Origin of the sequence: Mycobacterium timonense, from assembly GCF_025821985.1 — a bacterium.
Classification (GTDB): Bacteria; Actinomycetota; Actinomycetes; order Mycobacteriales; family Mycobacteriaceae; genus Mycobacterium; species Mycobacterium avium.
Window position 1 is genome coordinate 1 of record NZ_JACKSY010000100.1, and the last position, 20,898, is coordinate 20,898.

Annotated in this window: 20 protein-coding genes and 1 pseudogene; 3 read left to right on the forward strand and 18 right to left on the reverse strand. The window is 69.7% G+C overall.

Features of this window, described 5'->3' with window-relative positions; translation table 11 throughout:
- Positions 1-242: 242 nt before the first annotated feature.
- The 18 genes and pseudogenes from H7I87_RS22015 to H7I87_RS22100 all read right to left on the reverse strand — a co-directional run bounded on the left by H7I87_RS22015 (position 243) and on the right by H7I87_RS22100 (position 17,624).
- Positions 243-791: a histidine phosphatase family protein gene (locus tag H7I87_RS22015; RefSeq protein WP_063967141.1), complete on the reverse strand. Its 549-nt coding sequence runs from the start codon at positions 789-791 to the stop codon at positions 243-245.
- Positions 788-1,564, reverse strand: coding sequence for a CbtA family protein (locus tag H7I87_RS22020; RefSeq protein WP_011723639.1), 777 nt, complete (start codon positions 1,562-1,564; stop codon positions 788-790). The genes H7I87_RS22015 and H7I87_RS22020 overlap by 4 nt, the downstream gene beginning before the upstream one ends.
- A gap of 15 nt (positions 1,565-1,579) precedes the next feature.
- Entirely contained in the window at positions 1,580-1,795 is a 216-nt protein-coding gene (locus H7I87_RS22025; protein WP_011723638.1) for a CbtB domain-containing protein, read from the reverse strand.
- Between the two features lie 188 nt (positions 1,796-1,983).
- Positions 1,984-4,515, reverse strand: coding sequence for an ATP-dependent protease ATP-binding subunit ClpC (gene clpC1, locus H7I87_RS22030; protein ID WP_019684762.1), 2,532 nt, complete (start codon positions 4,513-4,515; stop codon positions 1,984-1,986).
- A gap of 336 nt (positions 4,516-4,851) precedes the next feature.
- A complete protein-coding gene (gene lsr2 / locus H7I87_RS22035; RefSeq protein WP_003875617.1) occupies positions 4,852-5,190 on the reverse strand; it encodes a histone-like nucleoid-structuring protein Lsr2 in 339 nt (112 codons plus the stop codon).
- A gap of 143 nt (positions 5,191-5,333) precedes the next feature.
- Positions 5,334-6,833: a lysine--tRNA ligase gene (gene lysS, locus H7I87_RS22040; protein WP_009974742.1), complete on the reverse strand. Its 1,500-nt coding sequence runs from the start codon at positions 6,831-6,833 to the stop codon at positions 5,334-5,336.
- A gap of 46 nt (positions 6,834-6,879) precedes the next feature.
- Complete coding sequence (locus H7I87_RS22045; protein WP_003875614.1) at positions 6,880-7,695, reverse strand: type III pantothenate kinase; 816 nt, start codon at positions 7,693-7,695, stop codon at positions 6,880-6,882.
- Positions 7,696-7,697: 2 nt separating this feature from the next.
- On the reverse strand, positions 7,698-8,129 hold the full coding sequence (gene panD / locus H7I87_RS22050; protein ID WP_003875613.1) for an aspartate 1-decarboxylase: 432 nt from the start codon (positions 8,127-8,129) through the stop codon (positions 7,698-7,700).
- Entirely contained in the window at positions 8,129-9,055 is a 927-nt protein-coding gene (panC, locus tag H7I87_RS22055) for a pantoate--beta-alanine ligase (RefSeq protein ID WP_011723636.1), read from the reverse strand. Before panC ends, panD begins: the two co-directional genes overlap by 1 nt.
- Positions 9,052-9,963: a Rossmann-like and DUF2520 domain-containing protein gene (locus H7I87_RS22060; RefSeq protein ID WP_011723635.1), complete on the reverse strand. Its 912-nt coding sequence runs from the start codon at positions 9,961-9,963 to the stop codon at positions 9,052-9,054. The genes panC and H7I87_RS22060 overlap by 4 nt, the downstream gene beginning before the upstream one ends.
- Positions 9,964-10,078: 115 nt before the next feature.
- Positions 10,079-11,467 carry a DUF6779 domain-containing protein gene (locus H7I87_RS22065; protein ID WP_033725389.1) on the reverse strand — a complete coding sequence of 463 codons (1,389 nt, stop codon included), beginning with the start codon at positions 11,465-11,467 and terminating at the stop codon, positions 10,079-10,081.
- 87 nt (positions 11,468-11,554) lie between these two features.
- Positions 11,555-12,031 carry a DUF3180 domain-containing protein gene (locus H7I87_RS22070; RefSeq protein WP_009974368.1) on the reverse strand — a complete coding sequence of 159 codons (477 nt, stop codon included), beginning with the start codon at positions 12,029-12,031 and terminating at the stop codon, positions 11,555-11,557.
- A complete protein-coding gene (gene folK, locus H7I87_RS22075; RefSeq protein WP_009974366.1) occupies positions 12,031-12,579 on the reverse strand; it encodes a 2-amino-4-hydroxy-6-hydroxymethyldihydropteridine diphosphokinase in 549 nt (182 codons plus the stop codon). Before folK ends, H7I87_RS22070 begins: the two co-directional genes overlap by 1 nt.
- Positions 12,576-12,977, reverse strand: coding sequence for a dihydroneopterin aldolase (gene folB, locus H7I87_RS22080; RefSeq protein WP_011723632.1), 402 nt, complete (start codon positions 12,975-12,977; stop codon positions 12,576-12,578). Before folB ends, folK begins: the two co-directional genes overlap by 4 nt.
- Positions 12,970-13,796 (reverse strand): annotated as a pseudogene (gene folP / locus H7I87_RS22085) (dihydropteroate synthase). The gene folB and the pseudogene folP overlap by 8 nt, the downstream one beginning before the upstream one ends.
- Positions 13,793-14,407: a GTP cyclohydrolase I FolE gene (gene folE / locus H7I87_RS22090; protein WP_011723631.1), complete on the reverse strand. Its 615-nt coding sequence runs from the start codon at positions 14,405-14,407 to the stop codon at positions 13,793-13,795. The pseudogene folP and the gene folE overlap by 4 nt, the downstream one beginning before the upstream one ends.
- Positions 14,408-14,423: 16 nt before the next feature.
- On the reverse strand, positions 14,424-16,823 hold the full coding sequence (gene ftsH / locus H7I87_RS22095) for an ATP-dependent zinc metalloprotease FtsH (RefSeq protein WP_011723630.1): 2,400 nt from the start codon (positions 16,821-16,823) through the stop codon (positions 14,424-14,426).
- 387 nt (positions 16,824-17,210) lie between these two features.
- A complete protein-coding gene (locus H7I87_RS22100; RefSeq protein ID WP_003875603.1) occupies positions 17,211-17,624 on the reverse strand; it encodes a VOC family protein in 414 nt (137 codons plus the stop codon).
- Between the two features lie 103 nt (positions 17,625-17,727).
- Between H7I87_RS22100 and H7I87_RS22105 the strand changes: the two genes are divergently transcribed.
- From H7I87_RS22105 to H7I87_RS22115, 3 genes are read left to right on the forward strand one after another with little or no spacing between them, the layout of a single operon-like run.
- A complete protein-coding gene (locus tag H7I87_RS22105) occupies positions 17,728-18,693 on the forward strand; it encodes an alpha/beta fold hydrolase (protein ID WP_176213662.1) in 966 nt (321 codons plus the stop codon).
- Positions 18,690-19,877: an LLM class flavin-dependent oxidoreductase gene (locus tag H7I87_RS22110; RefSeq protein ID WP_003877096.1), complete on the forward strand. Its 1,188-nt coding sequence runs from the start codon at positions 18,690-18,692 to the stop codon at positions 19,875-19,877. The genes H7I87_RS22105 and H7I87_RS22110 overlap by 4 nt, the downstream gene beginning before the upstream one ends.
- Positions 19,877-20,890 (forward strand): zinc-binding dehydrogenase, encoded by a 1,014-nt coding sequence (locus H7I87_RS22115; RefSeq protein WP_011723628.1) that lies wholly within the window; start codon positions 19,877-19,879, stop codon positions 20,888-20,890. The genes H7I87_RS22110 and H7I87_RS22115 overlap by 1 nt, the downstream gene beginning before the upstream one ends.
- Positions 20,891-20,898: the final 8 nt, after the last annotated feature.

Genomic DNA, 20,898 nt, shown 5'->3' on the forward strand with positions numbered 1-20,898 from the left:
CATAGGCCACGCAGGCACCCTACGGCCCACCGGCTAGTGCACAAATCCGCACCAGGCCACAACCGAAGACACAGGTCACAGCCCTACACAACCGCCGGATCGCCGACAGTGATAAAAGTCAGGTGTCAAGTTTGGCGTACGCCGTCCCGATGGGTCGGGTCGTGGTGTCTCGCTCGGATAGCGTCGGCGCTATCGCCGTTGCGAGAAGCCGCATGGTCCCGCAGCGCGGGCGGCGTAACGACTCACAACCGCAGCGTCCACCGACCGCCCCGGTGATGCATGACGACGCAGGCCGCCGGTGCGACATCGACGCGCCAAAACGACGCCGGGTCGGCGTCCAGCGCCGCCGCGATCGCCGCCCGGATCACCGCCGGATGCGTCACCGCCGCGGTGCGTAAGGGGTTGGCGGTCAACGCATTCAACCAACGCGACGCCCGCTCGATCAGGTCGGCGATCGACTCGCCACCGTGCGGCGCCCCGGCCGGATCGCTCAGCCACGCCGCCAGGTCGGCTTGGTCCACGGCCTGCAGCGCCCGCCCGCGCCACCGCCCGCAATCCAGGTCGGCCAGCAGCGGTTCGGCTGCCCCGTCGCAGCCGAGCAGCCCCGCGGTCTGCCGGGCGCGCAGCTCGGGTGCGACGAAATACCTTGCAGCACTACCGAATTGGGCGGTGATAGCTTGCACCTGACGGCGGCCCAGCTCGTTCAGCGGCTCGTCGGCGGGAAAACGCCCGTCCGCCATGGCATCCGTCATGCCATGCGAAACGAGCGTCAGCCGCACGACCCCGGTCACGCCGGCACGCGTGGCGCCCGCGCCCCGAGCAGCCGCCCGCTGACCGCCGCGAAAACCAGGCCGATGCCCGCCCACAGCACCAGCTGCGCGGCCAGCGACACCAGCCGGAATTCGTAGAGCACGTCGGCGGGGAACCCCGGATAGACGATGGCGCCGGCGGCATCGCGCAGCGGCGCCGGCGTCTCGTCCACCGACGGCGCCAGCACCGCCACCGCGACGATCGCCACCAGATACGCCGCGGCCGAAAGCAGCCGCGCGTTCCACGGGCCGAGCCGGGCCTCCAGCCGGCGCGCCAGCCACACCACGCCGATCGTCAGCGCCGCCGACGCCGCGACCAGCGCCAGATACCAGCCGGTGCGCGCGCCGATGGTGTCGGCCTGACCGACCGCCGGCGGGTTCGGCGGATACTTCACGAACGGCACCAGGTACACCGCACCGAACGCACCGGCCGCCAACAGCAGCGAAAGCGCTTGCGGGGAAATGCTTTCCGTGCGCGCATAGACCACGCTGAATAGCACCGCGAACAACGCGCCCATGGCCAGGCCGAAGATCAGCACCCCGAACCCCAGGCCGGGTCCCGATTGCACCCCACGGCTGAACAACTCGGCGCCATGCTCGTGCACGCCGTGCGCGTTCTCCGCGTCGGCGCGGCCGTCCTCAAAGGCGATGGCGCGGGCGATGACGGGTTCGGCGCACAGCCGGGCAAACACGAACGCCAGCACCGCCCCGACGGCGCCCGCCAGCAGGCCGGCCCCGATCAGGCGTTTTTCCACGCTGCCGCTCCCCCGTTAGTGGCAGGGGAAGCCGAGCAGGTGCCGGGCGTCGTGCATGAATTCGTGCACGTGCGAGTCGCTGCCGAACAGCGACACCGCCCCCTGCTCGACGCCGACGAGGTAGAGCGCCAGCAACGCGAAAAAGACGGTGGCGGCCAGGAAGAGCGCGGTTCCGGCGGCGGACAGATCGACCGACCTGGTGCGGCTGCGCGTCGGCTGCGGGTGGGACACAATCGACTCCTTCCGGGGATTACGCGTCCCCGTGGGGGATGACGGGCCTCGGGTCTGACTGTGGACAGTGGCGCGACCGTTTTGGAGTTTCACCAAATTCCGTGGCACGTCGATGACAGCCGTCAGTGTAGAGCACAGCGAAAACGGGCGGCAGTCCCGGAAGACCACCGCCCGTTTCCGTTGATGCGCTACTGCGGGTCGGCGCTGTGCGCCCCGGCCTTGGCCAGGTCCGGCTCGGCCGGCGGCTTGCGGGTACCGGTGAAGGTGAACACCGCGTCCTCGCCGGCGCTTTCGCCGTCCCAGTTGTCGACGTCGACCGTGACGATCTGACCGGGCCCGACCTCCTCGAAGAGGATCTTCTCGGAGAGCTGGTCCTCGATCTCGCGCTGGATGGTGCGCCGCAGCGGGCGGGCACCCAGCACCGGGTCGAAGCCGCGCTTGGCCAGCAGGGCCTTGGCCTTGTCGGTGAGCACCAGGTCCATGTCCTTGCTCTTGAGCTGGCCGGCGACCCGGGTGATCATCAGGTCGACCATCCGGATGATCTCGTCGCGAGTCAGCTGGTGGAAGACGATGATGTCGTCGATGCGGTTGAGGAACTCCGGGCGGAAGTGCTTCTTCAGCTCGTCGTTGACCTTCTGCTTCATCCGCTCGTAGTTGTTCTCACCGCCACCCTGGGTGAAGCCCAGGCCGACCGGCTTGGAGATGTCGGACGTGCCGAGGTTCGAGGTGAAGATCAGCACGGTGTTCTTGAAGTCGACCGTGCGGCCCTGGCCGTCGGTGAGCCGGCCGTCCTCGAGGACCTGCAACAGGCTGTTGTAGATCTCCTGGTGAGCCTTCTCGATCTCGTCGAACAGCACCACCGAGAACGGCTTGCGCCGCACCTTCTCGGTGAGCTGGCCGCCCTCCTCGTAGCCGACGTATCCCGGCGGGGCGCCGAACAGCCGCGAGGCGGTGAACCGGTCGTGGAACTCGCCCATGTCGATCTGGATGAGCGCGTCGTCGTCGCCGAACAGGAAGTTGGCCAGCGCCTTGGACAGCTCGGTCTTACCGACACCGGACGGGCCGGCGAAGATGAACGAGCCCGACGGCCGCTTGGGGTCCTTCAACCCGGCGCGGGTGCGGCGGATCGCCTTGGAGACCGCTTTGACGGCGTCCTCCTGGCCGATGATCCGCTTGTGCAGCTCGTCCTCCATGCGCAGCAGGCGCGTGGTCTCGGCCTCGGTCAGCTTGAACACCGGGATGCCGGTCCAGTTGCCCAGCACCTCGGCGATCTGCTCGTCGTCCACCTCGGCGACCACGTCGAGGTCGCCGGAGCGCCACTGCTTTTCGCGCTCGGCGCGCTGCGCGACGAGCTGCTTCTCCCGGTCGCGCAGGCTGGCCGCCTTCTCGAAGTCCTGGGCGTCTATCGCCGATTCCTTCTCCCGGCGCGCCTCGGCGATCTTCTCGTCGAACTCGCGCAGGTCCGGCGGCGCGGTCATCCGGCGGATCCGCATCCGCGCCCCCGCCTCATCGATCAGGTCGATCGCCTTGTCCGGCAGGTAGCGGTCATTGATGTAGCGGTCCGCCAGCGTCGCGGCCGCCACCATCGCCGAGTCGGTGATGGACACCCGGTGGTGCGCCTCGTAGCGGTCGCGCAGCCCCTTGAGGATCTCGATGGTGTGCTCCACCGTCGGCTCACCCACCTGCACCGGCTGGAACCGACGCTCCAGCGCGGCGTCCTTCTCGATGTACTTGCGGTACTCGTCGAGCGTGGTGGCGCCGATGGTCTGCAGCTCGCCGCGAGCCAGCTTCGGCTTGAGGATGCTGGCCGCGTCGATCGCGCCCTCGGCGGCACCCGCACCGACCAGCGTGTGCAGCTCGTCGATGAACAGGATGATGTCGCCGCGGGTGTTGATCTCCTTGAGCACCTTCTTCAGGCGCTCCTCGAAGTCACCGCGGTAGCGCGAGCCCGCCACCAGCGAACCCAGGTCCAGGGTGTAGAGCTGCTTGTCCTTCAGCGTCTCGGGCACCTGGCCGTGCACGATGGCCTGCGCCAGGCCCTCGACGACGGCCGTCTTGCCGACGCCGGGCTCGCCGATCAGCACCGGGTTGTTCTTGGTGCGCCGGCTCAGCACCTGCATCACCCGCTCGATTTCCTTCTCGCGGCCGATGACCGGGTCCAGCTTGCCCTCCATCGCGGCGGCGGTCAGGTTGCGGCCGAACTGGTCGAGCACCAACGACGTGGATGGGCTGCCGGACTCGCCGCCGCGCCCACCGGTGCCGGCCTCGGCGGCCTCCTTACCCTGGTAGCCGGAGAGCAGCTGGATCACCTGCTGGCGCACCCGGGTCAGCTCGGCGCCCAGCTTGACCAGCACCTGGGCGGCCACGCCCTCACCCTCGCGGATCAGGCCCAGCAGAATGTGCTCGGTGCCGATGTAGTTGTGGCCGAGCTGCAGCGCCTCGCGCAGGCTCAGCTCGAGCACCTTCTTGGCGCGCGGGGTGAACGGGATGTGTCCGGACGGCGCCTGCTGGCCCTGGCCGATGATCTCCTCGACCTGGCTGCGGACGCCCTCCAGCGAGATGCCCAGCGACTCCAGCGACTTGGCCGCCACGCCCTCGCCCTCGTGGATCAAACCCAGCAGGATGTGCTCGGTGCCGATGTAGTTGTGGTTGAGCATCCGGGCCTCTTCTTGCGCCAAGACGACGACCCTGCGGGCACGGTCGGTAAATCGTTCAAACATCGGTGGTTACCTGCTCTCCCTCACCATCGGTACAAACCTGTTAGCGGCCCTTCTGGCAACCCTGCCGGTCCCTTGTGGCCGGAATCGCGTACCTGCCATCCACTGTAATGGTCGGCTTGCCGGCGGGCCTAACCTTGCGCCGCCTTGCTCGTAGTCGGACGTGCGCCGTCGTTGCGATGCAATCACGGCCGCGGCTGCCTGCGGCGTTGTGCGCGTAACTGAAGAAACGCCGCGGCGCGCCAATTCGTTTCCGGCGCCACCCGCCGACCATTTCGCGGCCAGCGAAACGACAAACCGGCGCCCGGACTGCACGCCCGGGCGCCGGCTGCAGGACGGTCAGGTTGCGGCGTGGAAGGCGTCGATGACGTCGGCCGGGATGCGGCCGCGGGTCGACACGTTGTGCCCGTTGCGACGGGCCCATTCGCGGATCGCCGCGCTCTGCTCGCGGTCGATGGCGCCGCGGCCGCGTCCCGAGCCCGAGCGCCCGCGCCGGCGGCCGCCGACGCGACGGCCGGCTTCCACCCATTGCTTCAGATCATTACGAAGTTTCGCGGCATTCTTGGACGAAAGGTCAATCTCGTAGGTCACCCCGTCAAGCCCGAATTCCACTGTTTCGTCGGCTGCGCCGGCACCGTCGAAATCATCGACCAAGGTGACGGTCACTTTTTTTGCCATTGGCTTACCCTCGCATTTCGTCCTGAGCAGTTGCTGAGCAGATTGGATCGACCTCCCCGGCCACCAATCTGCCATAACAGCGCAGCATACTCAATCTGTACGGACGCCGCAGGGTTGGACTTTCTGCGGCGTTGCACTTTCAACTACGAATGCGGCCGAACGATGGGGAACAAAACTGTCTCCCGAATTGACAGCCCGGTCAATGTCATCAACAACCGGTCGATACCCATTCCCGTTCCGGTGCAGGGCGGCATCCCATACTCGAGCGCGGCGAGAAAGTCTTCGTCGAGCACCATGGCCTCGTCGTCGCCGGCGGCCGCCGCACGCGCCTGGGCGGCGAACCGCTCGCGCTGCACCACGGGATCGGTCAACTCCGAGTAGCCGGTGGCCAGCTCGACCCCACGCACGTACAGGTCCCATTTCTCGGTGACGCCGTCGATGCTGCGGTGCTGACGCGTCAAAGGCGTTGTCTCGACCGGGAAATCCCGCACGAACGTGGGCGCGGTGAGCGTGTCGCCCACGGTGTGCTCCCACAGCTCCTCGACGATCTTGCCGTGCCCGTAGCCGCGGTCGCGGGGGATCTCGACGCCCAGCCGCTCGGCGATGCCGAGCAGCTTTTCCACCGTGGTCTGCGGGGTGATCTCCTCACCGAGCGCCGCCGACAGCGACGGGTACATTTCTATAGAAGCCCATTCTCCGTCTATGTCGTAGACGCTGCCGTCGGGCAGCGGTAGTTGTCGGGTTCCGATGGCCTCGTCGGCCACCTCTTGAATAAGCTCGCGCGTCACCACCGCCGAATCGTCATACGTTCCGTAGGCCTGGTAGGTCTCCAGCATGGAGAATTCCGGAGAATGGGTGGAATCCGCACCTTCGTTTCGGAACACGCGATTTAGTTCGAAAACCTTATCGAAACCACCGACGACGCAGCGCTTGAGGAACAGTTCCGGGGCGATCCGCAGGTAGAGATCGATGTCGAGCGCGTTGGAATGGGTGACGAACGGCCGTGCAGCCGCGCCCCCGGCCAGCGTCTGCAACATTGGGGTTTCGACTTCGAGAAACCCGCGCCGTTCCAAGGCGTTGCGGATCGCCCGGATCACCGCGATCCGCTGCCGGGCGACCGTGCGCGCCTGCGGGCGCACGATCAGGTCGACGTAGCGCTGCCGCACCCGCGCCTCTTCGCTCATCTCCTTGTGCGCGACGGGCAGCGGACGCAACGACTTGGACGCCATCCGCCACGAGTCGGCGAGCACGGACAGTTCGCCGCGCCGGGAGCTGATCAGGGTGCCGTGCACGGAGACGATGTCGCCCAGGTCGACGTCGGCCTTCCACGCGTCCAGGGCTTCGCGGCCCACCTTGTCCAGGCTGACCATCACCTGCAGGGTGGTGCCGTCGCCCTCCTGCAGCGTGGCGAAGCACAGCTTGCCGGAGTTGCGCGCGAAGATCACCCGGCCGGCGACGCCGACCACGTCGTCGGTCGCGGTGTCGACGGGCAGGTCGGGGTGGGCGGCGCGCACCTGCGCCAGCGTGTGGGTGCGTTCGACGGCGACCGGGTACGGGTCGTGCCCCTCGGCGAGCAGCCGCGCGCGCTTGTCCCGGCGGATCCGGTACTGCTCGGGAATGTCGGCGTCTGGGGCGGGACTCACGACGTGCCAGCTTAAATGACGCGGCCGCCAGGCCGCGCCGACGCCGTCACCGGGCCGTTTTCAGCCGCCCGCGCTGCGCGTCCCGGTTGCGTTCGAAAACCAGCCGCAGGCCGTGCAGGGTCAGGTGCTGGTCGTAGTGGCTGACGGTGTCCAGTTCGGGCAGCAGCAGCGGCGCGGTGTGCCCGGTGGCCACGATCGCGACGTCGTCGCCGCCGAATCCCGGCACGTCCTCGCGGATGCGCCCGACCAGGCCGTCGACCAGCCCGGCGAAGCCGAACACCGCGCCCGCCTGCATGCATTCGACGGTGTTCTTGCCGATCACCGAGCGGGGACGGGCCAGCTCGACCCGGCGCAGCGCGGCGGAGCGGGCCGCGGCGGCATCGGAGGAGACCTGCAGTCCGGGCGCGATCGCGCCGCCCAGGAATTCGCCCTTGGCCGACACGACGTCCACGCAGATCGAGGATCCGAAGTCGATGACGATGGCGGGGCTTTGGAAACGGTGAAAAGCGGCCAGGCAGTTGACGATCCGGTCGGCGCCCACTTCCTTGGGGTTGTCCACCAGCAGCGGGATGCCGGTGCGCACCCCGGGCTCGATCAGCACGTGCGGCACCGACGGCCAGTACTGGTCGAGCATGAGGCGCACCTCGTGCAGCACCGACGGCACGGTCGACAGCGCGGCGGCGCCGGTGAGCCGCTCCGAGTCGTCGCCGATCAAACCGTCGATGGTCAGCGCCAGCTCGTCGGCGGTGATCTCCGACTCGGTGCGAATCCGCCACTGCTGCACCACTTTTGCGTGCTCTTTGGAACCGGATATCAGCCCGACGACGGTGTGGGTGTTACGGACGTCGATGGCCAGCAGCACGGCTACCGCGCAACGATCCGGGGATCGAGCAACTCGGCCGCCCCTGCTATCTCGAAGTCCGGCACGAATGCCGGATCGTGGCCGAGGTCGACCGGCTTGTTGTCGGCGTCGACGAAGACGATCCGCGGCTGATACGCCCGCGCCTCGGCCTCCTCCATGGTCCCGTAGGCGATCAGGATGACCAGATCGCCCGGGTGGACCAGATGCGCTGCGGCACCGTTGATCCCGATCACCCCGCTGCCACGCTCACCGGTGATCGCGTAGGTGACCAGCCGGGCGCCGTTGTCGATGTCGACGATGGTCACCTGTTCGCCCTCGAGCAGGTCGGCGGCGTCCATCAGGTCGGCGTCGATGGTCACCGAGCCCACGTAGTGCAGGTCGGCCTGCGTGACGGTGGCCCGATGGATCTTCGACTTGAGCATCGTCCGTAACATCAATTCCTCCAAGGTGATTGGGCGTATTGGCGGTCGCCGTCCGGCCCAGCGGTGCCGGCGGGTGTTTCGATCTGCATTTCGATGTTGTCCAGCAGTCGGGTGTTGCCCAGCCGGGCGGCGACCAGCAGCCGCGCCGAGCCGTGGGCGGGTGCCGGGCCCAGCCCGGCGTCGCGCAGCTCGAGATAGTCGACGGTGAGCTCGGGCACGGCGTCCAGCACCGCCCGCGCGGCCCGCAGCGCGGCCGCACCGCCCAGGTGGGCGGCGTGCGCGCCGGCGGTCAGGGCCGCCGAAAGCGTCACGGCCAGTTCGCGTTGCGTGGCGTCCAGGTAGCGGTTGCGCGACGACATCGCCAGGCCGTCGGCCTCCCGCACGGTAGGCACCCCGACCACCTGCACGTCGATGTTGAGGTCGGCGACCATCTGACGGATCATCACCAGCTGCTGGTAGTCCTTCTCGCCGAAGAAGATTCGGTCGGGGCGCACGATCTGCAGCAGCTTGCACACGACGGTCAGCACGCCGGCGAAATGCGTCGGCCGGGGCCCGCCCTCCAGCTCGGCGGCCAGCGGGCCGGGCTGCACGGTGGTGCGCAAACCATTTGGGTACATCGCCGCGGCCGTTGGGGTGAAGGCGATTTCGACGCCCTCGGAGCGCAGTAGCGCCAGGTCGTCGTCCAGGGTGCGGGGGTAGGCGTCCAGGTCTTCGCCGGCGCTGAATTGCAGCGGGTTGACGAAGATCGACACCACCACCACCGAACCGGGCACCCGCTTGGCCGCCCGCACCAGCGCGAGGTGGCCGTCGTGCAGCGCACCCATGGTGGGCACCAGCATCACCCGGCGGCCGGTGTGGCGCAGCGCGCGGCTGACGGCGGTGACGTCGCCCGGGCTGGTGTAGGTGTTGAGTTCGCCCGCGGTGAAGGCGGGTTTCACGGTGCCAGCACCTCGACGACCTCCTGGGGAGCGTGCGCCCGCTGGGCGGTGCGCAGGGCGTTGACCCGATAGGCCTGTGCCAGCTCGGGTGCCACCCGGTGCAGCGCGGCCAGATGCCCGGCCACCGCGGCCGCGTCGCCGCGCGCGACCGGGCCGGTGAGCGCGGCCTGCCCGCGCTGCAGGGTGTTCTCCAGCGCGGCCCGGGCCAGTGGCCCGACGATGCGTTCGGCGATGCCGCCGGGCTGCTCGTCGACGGTCTGCTGGCCGAGCAGTTCGCTGCCGCGCAGCGCGGCCCGCAACGCCTCGAGTGCGTCGGACAGCACCGTCACGAGGTGGTTGCTCGCGTGCGCCAGCGCGGCGTGGTAGAGCACGCGGGCGTCCTCGGCGACGCTGAACGGCTCCCCGCCCATCTCCAGCACCAGCGACTGGGCGATCGCGTAGCCGACCTCGTCGGCCGCCGTGATGCCGAAGCAGGTGTCCGGCAGCCGGCTGATGTCCTCGTCGGAGCCGGTGAACGTCATCGCCGGGTGGATCGCCAGCGGGATGCAGCCCTGCCGGGTCAGCGGCGCGAGGATGCCCACCCCGTTGGCGCCCGAGGTGTGGGCCACGATGGTCCCGGCCCGCACCGCCTCCGTCGCCGCCAAACCGGAGACCAGGCCGGCGAGTTCGCTGTCGGGAACCGCCAGCAGCAACAGCTCGGCACCGGCCGCCACCTCCGGCGGCGTGGCCACCGGGGTGTCGGGCAGCCGGCGCTGCGCCCGCTGCCGGGACGCATGGGAGATGGCGCTGCACGCCACCACGACGTGGTCCGCGCGCTCCAGCGCGACACCGAGCGCGGTGCCCACCCGGCCGGCCGAGATGATGCCCACCTTGAGCCTGGCCGGGCGCAGACCGTCGAACTGCACCATCGCAGACGACCTCACAGATTTCTGGTTCGTTCCGGTCCCACGCAGGTGGGTACCGTTCGGTCACTCGAATCCTAGTCGATCAGGTCGCATCCCCCAATGTGAGGAAGCTCCCAGCTCAGCCCTCGCGGCGCCGGCGCCGGCCGCCCTCGGACGGCTGCACCTGCAGCCGGGCCAGCAGGTCGGCCACCGACTGGCCCCCGGTGCCGGAGGCGTCCCGCGCCCGCCGCGGGTCGGCCGGTTCCGGCTCCCCGCCGTGCCGCGGCGTGTGCTCGGCGGCCGGCGGCGGCGCCAGCCGCGGTGGTGGGGGTGCACCGGCGGCCGGTCCGGACGGCGCCGGAGCGGCCGGGGGCGGCGGTGTGGCCGCGGCGGGCGGAGGCGGCGCGGGGGCCGGTCCGGCCGGCGGCTCGCTGCCGGGCGCGAAGTTGCGCACCCCGTAGTCGCGGTACTCCGCGGAATGGCGCGAGCGGGCCCGGCGACCGGACTCGGCGTACGGCGGCGGGGGCACGGGCTCCACGGGCATGCCATCCCAGGCCTCGTCGGCGCCCGAATGCCGCGCGCGCCGGCGTCCACCCGTCGACTCCGCGTCGGCGCCGGCCCAGTTGCTGCCCGGTGATCCGGGCGGCAACCACTGCCCCTCGGCGCCCACGGGCTGCCAGTCGCGGCCCTGCGGCTGGGGCTGGGGTTCGGGTTGCGGTTCCGGCTGGGGCTCGCGCGGGGGATCCGGCGGCGTTTCCGGCGGAGGTGGCGTCGCGGCGGCGGCCGGCGGGGGTTGATACCGGGGCTCGAACCGCGGCTCCGTCGGCCCCGGGGGCTCCTGGTAGCGGGGACGCTCGCGCCGCGGCGGCGCTGGCTGCTGCGGGCGGGGCGGCATCAGCGGCTCCTCGGGCACGTCGATGATGGCCGTCTCGTCGTGCCGTCCGGGCGGATGCTCCTGGGGTGCCGAGGTCACCCGATCGCTGGGCACCCAATCCACCGGCGTGTCGCGGGGGTTCTCGCCGTTGCGCTCCCACTCGCTGTACGCCCGCTCGGGTTGCGGCTCGCCCTCGAACGCCCCGAGCGCCGGGCGCTGCCCCAGGTCGGTGTCGAACAAGATTTCCAGGCTGGTCCGCAGGGCGCTCAGCTCGGCGCGCAGCTCGGCCAGGTCGTCGGCGGCCTGGGCGCGCAGCTCGGAGGCGAGCTCGCGGCGCAGCTGGGACTCCACCGTGAGCTCGTATTCGCGCCGGGCCGAGATCTCGCGGTCCAGCTGCAGGTCGTAGACCAGTTTGAGGTCGCGGACGCGGGACTGGTCGGCGTCGCTTTGGCGGCGATACAGCACGGAGACGAAAGCGCCGGCGACTGCGGCCCACAGCGCCAGGATTACAGCGAGCTTGAGGAGTTCCACCCGATTGGTGAAAACCAATGCGGAACTGGCCCCCATCGCGAGGACCAGCAACGCGGTCAAGAGCACCCAACCCGGCCTGCGGCCGCCGCGCCGGACCCGGGCGCCGCGGGACAGAACGGTCATGGCCAAACTGTACCTGCGCGAGGTCAATCAGCGTGTCGGCCGACTCCGGCGATTCTTTGCGGGTTGCCCGCGCCGCGGCCGGGTCGGCTAGGTTTCCGCGCCCTCGCCGTGCTCGCCGGAGTCCGGCGGGGATTTGCAGCAATGTTGCAGCCACAGCGCGGCGACGAGCAGAGCCAGCGCGCTGACGGCCGCCACCACCGCCCCCGAGGTGTCCTCGGAGGCTGCCCGCAGCCAGGAGCGGCGCGGCAGAAAGTACACCAGCACTCCGATCCACCAGCCCAGCATCAGCGCGCCCACCCATGCCGACGCCTTGGCCACCATCAGGCTGCGTGCCACCGCCAGCGGATGCAGCCAGCCGGGACCGGAGCCGATCTCGCCGTCGTTGATCTTGGTGCGCACGTAGCGCGCCCACAGCGCCTCGATGACGGCGACGGCCAGCAGCGACAGCCCGGTCCACACCGTGATCGGCGGAAACCACCGATACAGGCCCTGGACCAGCAGATACCCCACGACGGCAGCGCCGACCACCGCGGCCGTCAGGTCACGTTTGCGGGTGGGGCCCATCAGCTGCCCGCCCCCGAATCGGCCGACGAGCCCGCGGGCGGTGTCAGCGTCAGGCCGGTCGGCCGGACACCGTCCCGGTCGGCTTGGTCCAGCTGGGCCAGCAGGCGGGCGACCGGTTGCGGCCCGTCGGCCACCGTCAGCCGCGCGTCCGGGTCGACGGCCAGCCAGGGGATAAGGACGAAGGCCCGCAGATGCGCCAGCGGATGCGGCAGGGTCAGGTTGTTCTCCCGGGAGATCACCTCGCCGTCGCCGTAGCAGGCGATCAGGTCGACGTCGAGGGTGCGCGGGCCCCAGCGTTCGCCCCGCACCCGGCCCGCGGCCCGCTCGAATTCCTGCGCCCGGCGCAGCCAGCCCTGGCCGTCGCAGGCCGGGTCGTCGGCGATCAGCACCGCGTTGAGAAACGGCGCCTGATCCACCCGGCCCCAGGGTTGGGTTTCGTACACCGGCGAGATGGCGCGCACCGCGCCGCCGAGCCCGTCGACGACGGACTGCAGCCGCGCCAGCCGGTCCCCCAGATTGGAGCCAATGGATAAGACAACGCGTGTCATAGCGCCCCGCCCGCCGGGACCACCGAACCGCGGCCGCCGCGCCGGGACCGCCGCACCACCACCGCGACGTCGGCGAACTGCTGCGGGATCGGGGCCTGCGGCTTGTGCACCATCACCTCGACGGCGTGCACACGTTCGTCGTCCATCACCTGGTCGGCGATCTGCGCCCCGACGGTTTCGATCAGATTGCGCGCCGGGCCGGCCACCACGTCGGCGGCCAACTGCGCCAGCGCGGCGTAGTCGTAGGTGTCGGCCAGCTCGTCGCTGGCCGCGGCGCCCACCAGGTCGATCCAGACCGTGACGTCGATGACGAAGTCCTGCCCGTCGACGCGCTCGTGGTCGAACACTCCGTGTTGTCCGCGAACCCTCAAGCCGCGCAACTCGATTCGATCAGCCATCGTCTCCCATCCAAGCGCCGAGCACCTTGAGCGCATCGACCGTGGCCCGCACGTCGTGCACCCGCACCCCCCACGCCCCGTGCAGCGCGGCCAGCGCGGAAATCACCGCGGTCGCCGTCTCCCGCCCGTCGGGCGGCCGCGGCGCGCCGTCGGGCCCGGCCAGCAGCGTGCCGAGGAACCGTTTGCGGGAGGCGCCCAGCAGTACCGGGATCCCGGTGGCGACCAACTGCGGCAACGCGTGCAGCAGGGCCCAATTGTGTTGTCCGGTCTTGGCGAATCCCAACCCCGGATCGATCATCAGCCGGGCGGAATCGACGCCGGCTGCCACCGCGGCGTCGACGCTGGCCAGCAGTTCGGCGCGCACCTCGGCGACCACGTCGCGGTACTGCGGGGCCGCGTGCGGGCGCTCGGCCGACACCGATCGCCAATGCATCAGCACCCAGGGCACTTTCGCCTCGGCCAGCAGCGGCGCCATCGCCGGATCGGCGCGCCCGCCGGACACGTCGTTGACGATCCGCGCGCCGCTGCCCAGCGCCGCCCGCGCGACGTCGGCGTGCATGGTGTCGATGCTCACCGTGACACCTTCTGCCGCAAGCGCTTTGACGACGGGGACGACGCGGGAGGTCTCGACGCGCGGGTCGATCCGGGTGGCGCCGGGGCGGGTGGATTCGCCGCCCACGTCGACGATGCCGGCGCCCTCGGCGACCAGCGCCAGTCCGTGTGCGACGGCCTTGTCGGGGTCGAGGTAGCGGCCGCCGTCGGAGAACGAATCGTCAGTGACGTTCAAGACTCCCATTACCTGCAAGGCGCCGGACTCACTTACGCAGGATCAGGTCGAGCGCCTCCGCCCGAGAAGCCGCGTTGGTCTTGAACAGCCCGCGCACCGCCGAGGTCGTGGTGACGGCACCGGGTTTGCGGACACCGCGCATCGCCATGCACAGGTGCTCGGCCTCGACCACCACGATCACCCCGCGCGGATTGAGCTTTTTCACCAGGGCGTCGGCGATCTGACTGGTCAGCCGCTCCTGCACCTGGGGCCGCTTGGCGTACAGGTCGACCAGGCGGGCGATCTTGGACAGGCCGGTGACCCGGCCGTCGTTGCCGGGGATGTAACCGACATGGGCCACCCCGTGAAACGACACCAGGTGGTGCTCGCAGGTGGAGTACAGCGGGATCTCCTTGACCAGCACCAGTTCGTCGTGTTCCTCGTCGAACATGGTGTTCAGCACGCTGTCCGGGTCGGTGTACAGGCCGGCGAACATCTCCCGGTAGGCGCGGGCGACGCGGGCCGGGGTTTCGGCCAGGCCGTGCCGGTCGGGGTTCTCGCCGATGGCGAACAGCAACTCGCGGACGGCGGCCTCGGCGCGCGCCTGGTCGAACTGCCGGACCTGGTGCGTCGCGGTGTCCGGCGCTGAACCGTTCCCGGCCATCACATCCTCCGTTTGCTCAGCCGTGGGCCGGCGGGTTGGACCGGCTCACGTCGTCATCCTGCCGGTCCGGCGACCCACCCTCGGGGGCGGGCTGACCGGGCGGGGGGTACGGCGGGTACGGCGGGTACGGCGGACGCGCCTGGGGTGGGCCGGACTGAGCCGGTCCGCCCGGCTGGCCGGGATAGGGCTGCTGGCCCGGGTAAGGCTGCTGGCCCGGGTAGCCGTGCGCCGGTTGCTGCCAGTAGGGCGGCTGGGCGGGCGGGTGCCAGTAGTTGGGCTGCTGCGACTGCTGCGGCGGCCAGCCCGGCGCCCGCCAGCCGGCCGGCGCACCGTAGTCCGGTTGGGTGGGACCCTGCCGATTACCGCCCTGGTTGGCGTGAGAACCGTTGCCGCCGTTGGCGTTTCGGTCGGCCTCCAGCCGGGCGGCCGCGGCGGCCTCGCTGGCCTTGGCGATGGCCGCCTTGAAGGCCGGCTCGGGGGCGGGCGGGGGCCACGGCTCGCCGCGCTCGATGGCCAGTTCGCCGGGTGTCTTGATCGGCGGCTTGTCCGACGGGATGCGGCCACCGAAATCGTCGAACATCGTGAGCCGGGGCCGCTTTTCGACGCCGGCGAAGATGCTCTCCAGCTCGGCGCGGTGCAGCGTTTCCTTCTCCAGCAGCTGGCCCGCCAGCGTGTCGAGGATGTCGCGGTATTCGGTGAGGATCTCCCAGGCCTCGGTGTGGGCGGCCTCGATCAGCTTGCGGATCTCGTCGTCGATGTCACGGGCGACCTCGTGCGAGTAGTCGGCCTGGGTGCCCATGGTGCGGCCGAGGAACGGGTCGCCGTGTTCCGAACCGTATTTGACCGCACCGAGTTTGGAGCTCATGCCGAACTCGGTGACCATCGCGCGGGCGATCTTGGTGGCCTGCTCGATGTCGGACACCGCGCCGGTGGTCGGCTCGCGGAAGACCAGCTCCTCGGCGGCGCGGCCACCCATCGCGAACACCAGTTGCGCGATCATCTCCGAGCGGGTCCGCAGGCCCTTGTCCTCCTCGGGCACCGCGACCGCGTGCCCGCCGGTGCGGCCGCGCGCCAGGATCGTCACCTTGTAGATGGGTTCGATGTCGGGCATCGCCCAGGCCGCCAGCGTGTGGCCGCCCTCGTGGTAGGCGGTGATCTTCTTTTCCTGCTCGCTGATGATGCGGCCCTTGCGGCGCGGCCCGCCGATCACCCGGTCGACCGCTTCCTCCAAAGCGGCGCTGGTGATGACGGTGCCGTTCTCCCGGGCGGTCAGCAGCGCCGCCTCGTTGATCACGTTGGCCAGGTCGGCGCCGGTCATGCCGACGGTGCGCTTGGCCAGGCCGTCGAGGTCGGCGTCGGGGGCGATCGGCTTGCCCTTGGAATGCACCGCCAGCACCGCGCGACGGCCGGCCAGGTCCGGGTTGGACACCGGGATCTGGCGGTCGAAGCGGCCGGGCCGCAACAGCGCCGGGTCCAGGATGTCGGGCCGGTTGGTGGCGGCGATCAGGATCACGCCGGCCCGCGGGTCGAACCCGTCCATCTCGACCAGCAACTGGTTCAGCGTCTGCTCGCGCTCGTCGTGACCGCCGCCCAGGCCGGCGCCGCGCTGGCGTCCCACCGCGTCGATCTCGTCGACGAAGATGATGCACGGGTTGTTCTGTTTGGCCTGGTCGAACAGGTCACGAACCCGGGACGCGCCCACCCCGACGAACATCTCGACGAAGTCGGATCCGGAGATGGTGAAGAACGGAACCCCGGCCTCGCCGGCCACCGCCCGGGCCAGCAGCGTCTTACCGGTGCCGGGTGGCCCGTAGAGCAGCACGCCCTTGGGGATCTTGGCGCCCAGCGCCTGATAGCGGCCCGGGTTCTGCAGGAAGTCCTTGATCTCGTAGAGCTCCTCGACCGCCTCGTCGACCCCGGCGACGTCGGCGAAGGTGGTCTTGGGCATGTCCTTGGACAGCTGTTTGGCCCGCGACTTGCCGAACCCGAAGCCCATCCGGGCGCCGCCCTGCATGCGCGAGAACATCACGAACAACCCGACCAGCAGCAGCAGGGGCAGCACGTACACCAGCAGCTCGCCCAGGATGCTGCCCTGGTTGACGACCGTGCTGACCTTCGCGTTCTTGGCGCTCAGCGCGTTGAACAGGTCGACCGCGTAGCCGCTGGGATATTTGGTGATGACCTTGTCGGAGTTGTCGGTGTCGCCGTTGCCCTTCTTCAGGGTCAGGCGCAGTTGCTGTTCGCGGTCGTCGATTTGCGCGCTCTTGACGTTGTCGCCATTGATCTGGGCCATCGCCACCGAGGTGTCGACGGGCTTATAGCCGCGGGTGTCGTCACTGAAGTAGAAGAACGACCAGCCGAGCAGCACCACGACAGCAATCGCCGTGATGGTGCGAATAACGTTTTTCCGGTTCATCAATCATCGGCCCTTACTGGGCAGGTCCTTCCCCGATATACACGCAGCTGGAAAAGTCCAGGCTACCGCTAGCGGCGATCGCCAGCTCCGGCAGAGCCGGAGCGCAGCGGGTCGCCGCCGTCGTGCTCAGCGGCGATCGCCAGCTCCGGCAGAGCCGGGGCGCAGCGGGTCGCCGCCGTCGTGCTCAGCGGCGATCGCCAGCTCCGGCAGAGCCGGAGCGCAGCGGGTCGCCGCCGTCGTGCTCATCGGCGATCGCCAGCTCCGGCAGAGCCGGAGCGCAGCGTCCTCGTCAATAGCAACGACCGGCGGTTCCCGAGCGTCACGCTGGCGCTGCCGTCGGCGGCCGGTGTCACTCCTGCGTGACGCTCGGCGCTGCGTCCGGGCCCGTCACTCGTAGTAGCGGGCCTCGACGACGTTGCCGTCCGGGTCGGCGAAGTAGTAGGTGTGCGGCGACCAGCCCCGCGCGCCGAAACTCCGGCTCAGCCGCACGCCGGTGTCCACGCCCTCGGCCTGCAGGCGCGCCTCCAGCGCGTCGTATTCGGCCTTGGACAAGGCGATACAGACGTGGTTGACGGGGTTACCGGCACTGCCCTCGGCGACCCCGGACGACGCGGCGCCCGAAACCATCTCGAGCGGCATCAAGTCGATGATCGAGTCCGCGCAGATGCGCACGCTGGGGAACGGCGCCTCGCCGGCCTCGAATTCGGCGAACCGAACCGGTTCCAGCCCGACGACGCGCGTGTAGAAGTCCATCGACACCCGCGGATTTCTGGTCCACAGCACGACATGGTCCAGGCGCATAAACCCGAGTATTGCGGTGTTGCGGCCATTTGATGCGCAACCTACCGCCATTCGCGTCAATTGGGCCCTTCTCTGTCCGCGACCGTTGTGCTTTGGTGAGACGGTGCCCCCTACCCAACGGTTAGTAGATACCAATGGTGTGCGGCTGCGGGTGACCGAAGCGGGCGACCGCGGCGCACCCGTGGTGATCCTGGCCCACGGATTCCCCGAACTGGCGTACTCCTGGCGACACCAGATCGACGTCCTCGCCGACGCCGGCTACCACGTGCTGGCGCCCGATCAGCGCGGCTACGGCGGCTCGGATCGCCCGGATGCCGTCGAGGCCTACGACATTCACCAGTTGACCGCCGACCTCGTCGGCCTGCTCGACGACGTCGGCGCCCAGCGCGCTGTGTGGGTGGGGCACGACTGGGGTGCGGCGGTGGTGTGGAATGCGCCGCTGCTGCACCCGGACCGGGTCGCGGCCGTCGCCGCCATGAGCGTGCCGGTGACGCCCCGGCCGCGGCTGGCGCCGACGCAGGCGTGGCGAAAGATGTTCGGCGAGAACTTCTTCTACATCCTGTACTTCCAGGAGCCCGGGGTGGCCGACGCCGAGTTGAACGCCGATCCCGCGCAGGTGATGCGACGGATGATGGGCAGCCTGCGGACCGACGGCGACAAGGCGGCGGGGCTGCGGATGGTGGCGCCGGGTCCGGAGGGTTTCCTCGAACGCCTTCCCGAGCCCGACGGGCTGCCGGAGTGGATCAGCCAGGACGAGCTGGACCACTACATCGCCGAATTCTCGCGCACCGGCTTCACCGGCGGCCTGAACTGGTATCGCAATTTCGACCGCAACTGGGAGACCACCCCCGAACTCGACGGCGCCAAGATCGCGGTGCCGTGCCTGTTCATCGGCGGGACGGCCGATCCCGTCCTGTCCTTCACCCGGGCCGACCGCGCGGCGGAGGTGATCTCCGGCCCGTACCGGCACGTGATGATCGACGGCGCCGGGCACTGGCTGCAGCAGGAGCGCCCCGCCGAGGTGAACGCGGCCTTACTGGACTTCCTCAACGGATTGGAGCTGCGATGAGCGCGCCCCTGCGGTTCGGTGTCTTCATCACCCCGTTTCACCCCGTCGGCCAATCCCCAACGGTCGCACTGGAATACGACCTGGAACGGGTGGTAGCACTGGATCGGCTCGGATTCGACGAGGCGTGGTTCGGCGAACACCACTCCGGCGGCTACGAACTGATCGCCTGCCCGGAGGTGTTCATCGCCACCGCGGCCGAGCGGACCAAACACATTCGGTTGGGCACCGGCGTGGTGTCGCTGCCCTATCACCATCCGCTCATGGTGGCCGATCGCTGGGTGCTGCTCGATCACCTGACCCGCGGCCGGGTGATGTTCGGCACCGGGCCCGGCGCGCTGCCGTCGGACGCCTACATGATGGGCATCGACCCCGTCGATCAGCGGCACATGATGCAGGAGTCGCTGGAGGCGATCCTGGCGCTGTTCCGCGCCGCCCCCACCGAGCGAATCGACCGTCACTCCGACTGGTTCACGCTGCGTGACGCCCAGTTGCACATCCGGCCCTACACCTGGCCGTACCCCGAGATATCCACGGCCGCAATGATTTCCCCCTCGGGTCCGCGGTTGGCCGGCGCGCTGGGCACCTCGCTGCTGTCGCTGTCGATGTCGGTGCCCGGCGGTTACGCGGCGCTGGAGACCACCTGGGACGTGGTGCGCGAGCAGGCCGCCAAGGCCGGCCGGGACGAACCGGACCGCGGCGACTGGCGCGTCTTGAGCATCATGCACATCGCGGACAGTCGCGAGCAGGCGATCGACGATTGCACTTACGGGCTACAGGATTTCGCGAACTACTTCGGCGCGGCCGGCTTCGTCCCGCTGGCCAACAGCGTGGAGGGCACCCAGACGCCGCACGAGTTCGTCGCCGAGTACGCGGCCAAGGGCAACTGCTGCATCGGCACGCCCGAGGACGCCATCGCCCACATCGAGGACCTGCTGGACCGGTCCGGCGGTTTCGGCACCCTGTTGATGCTGGGCCATGACTGGGCCTCCCCGGAAGCGACATACCACTGCTATGACCTGATGGCGCGCAAGGTGATTCCGCACTTCAAGCGGCAGCTCGACGCCTCGCGCGCATCGCACGACTGGGCGAAGGGCATGCGCGACCAGTTGCTCGGCCGGGCGGGTGAGGCCGTGGTCAAGGCGATCAGCGAACATGTCGACGAGCACAAGGACGCGGTGCACTGATGCGCGCGGCGGTGTTGCGCGACGGTCGCATGGTCTACCGCGACGACGTGCCCGAACCGATACCCGAAACCGGCCAGGTGCTCGTCGGGGTGCGGGCGTGCGGGATTTGCGGCTCGGACCTGCATTTCGCCGCCCACGGCGCCCAGGTGCTTCAGATGAGCGATCGGGTGGCCGGCGGCGCGGCCGGCATGCGCGTCGACCTGGACCACGACATCTTCATGGGCCACGAATTCAGCGCCGAGATACTCGAAGCGGGCCCCGACACCGAAACCCATCCCCCGGGCACTTTGGTCACCTCGCTGCCGGTGTTGTTGTCCGCCAAGGGCGTCGAGCCGATCGTCTACAGCAACACCACGATCGGCGGCTATGCCGAGCGGATGCTGCTCTCGGCGCCGCTGCTGCTGCCCATCCCCAACGGCCTGGACGTCAAGCACGCGGCGCTGACCGAACCCATGGCGGTCGGACTGCACGCGGTCAACAAATCGAACATCACCCCGGCCGAGACCGCCCTGGTGCTCGGGTGCGGCCCGATCGGGATCGCCATCATCGCCGCCCTCGCCACGCGCGGTGTGGAATCGATTGTGGCGTCCGACTTTTCGCCCAAGCGCCGCCAGCTGGCCACCGCGATGGGGGCCCACCGGACGCTGGATCCCGCGCAGGGCTCGCCGTTCGACAGCGTCAAGCCCGCGGTGGTGTTCGAGGCGGTCGGCGTACCCGGCATCATCGACGACGTGCTGCTGCGCGCCAGGCCCGGCACCCGGCTGGTGGTCGCCGGCGTGTGCATGCAGCCCGACACCGTCCACCCCTTCTTCGCGATCGCCAAGGAGATCAACGTGCAGTTCGTGCTCGCCTACACCCCCGAGGAGTTCGGCGATTCGCTGCGCGCGCTCGCCGAGGGTGACATCGACGTGGCGCCGCTGATCACCGGCGAGGTCGGGCTGGACGGGGTCGGCGCGGCGTTCGACGACCTCGCCGATCCCGAGCGGCACTGCAAGGTTCTCGTCACGCCCTGATGTCTTAG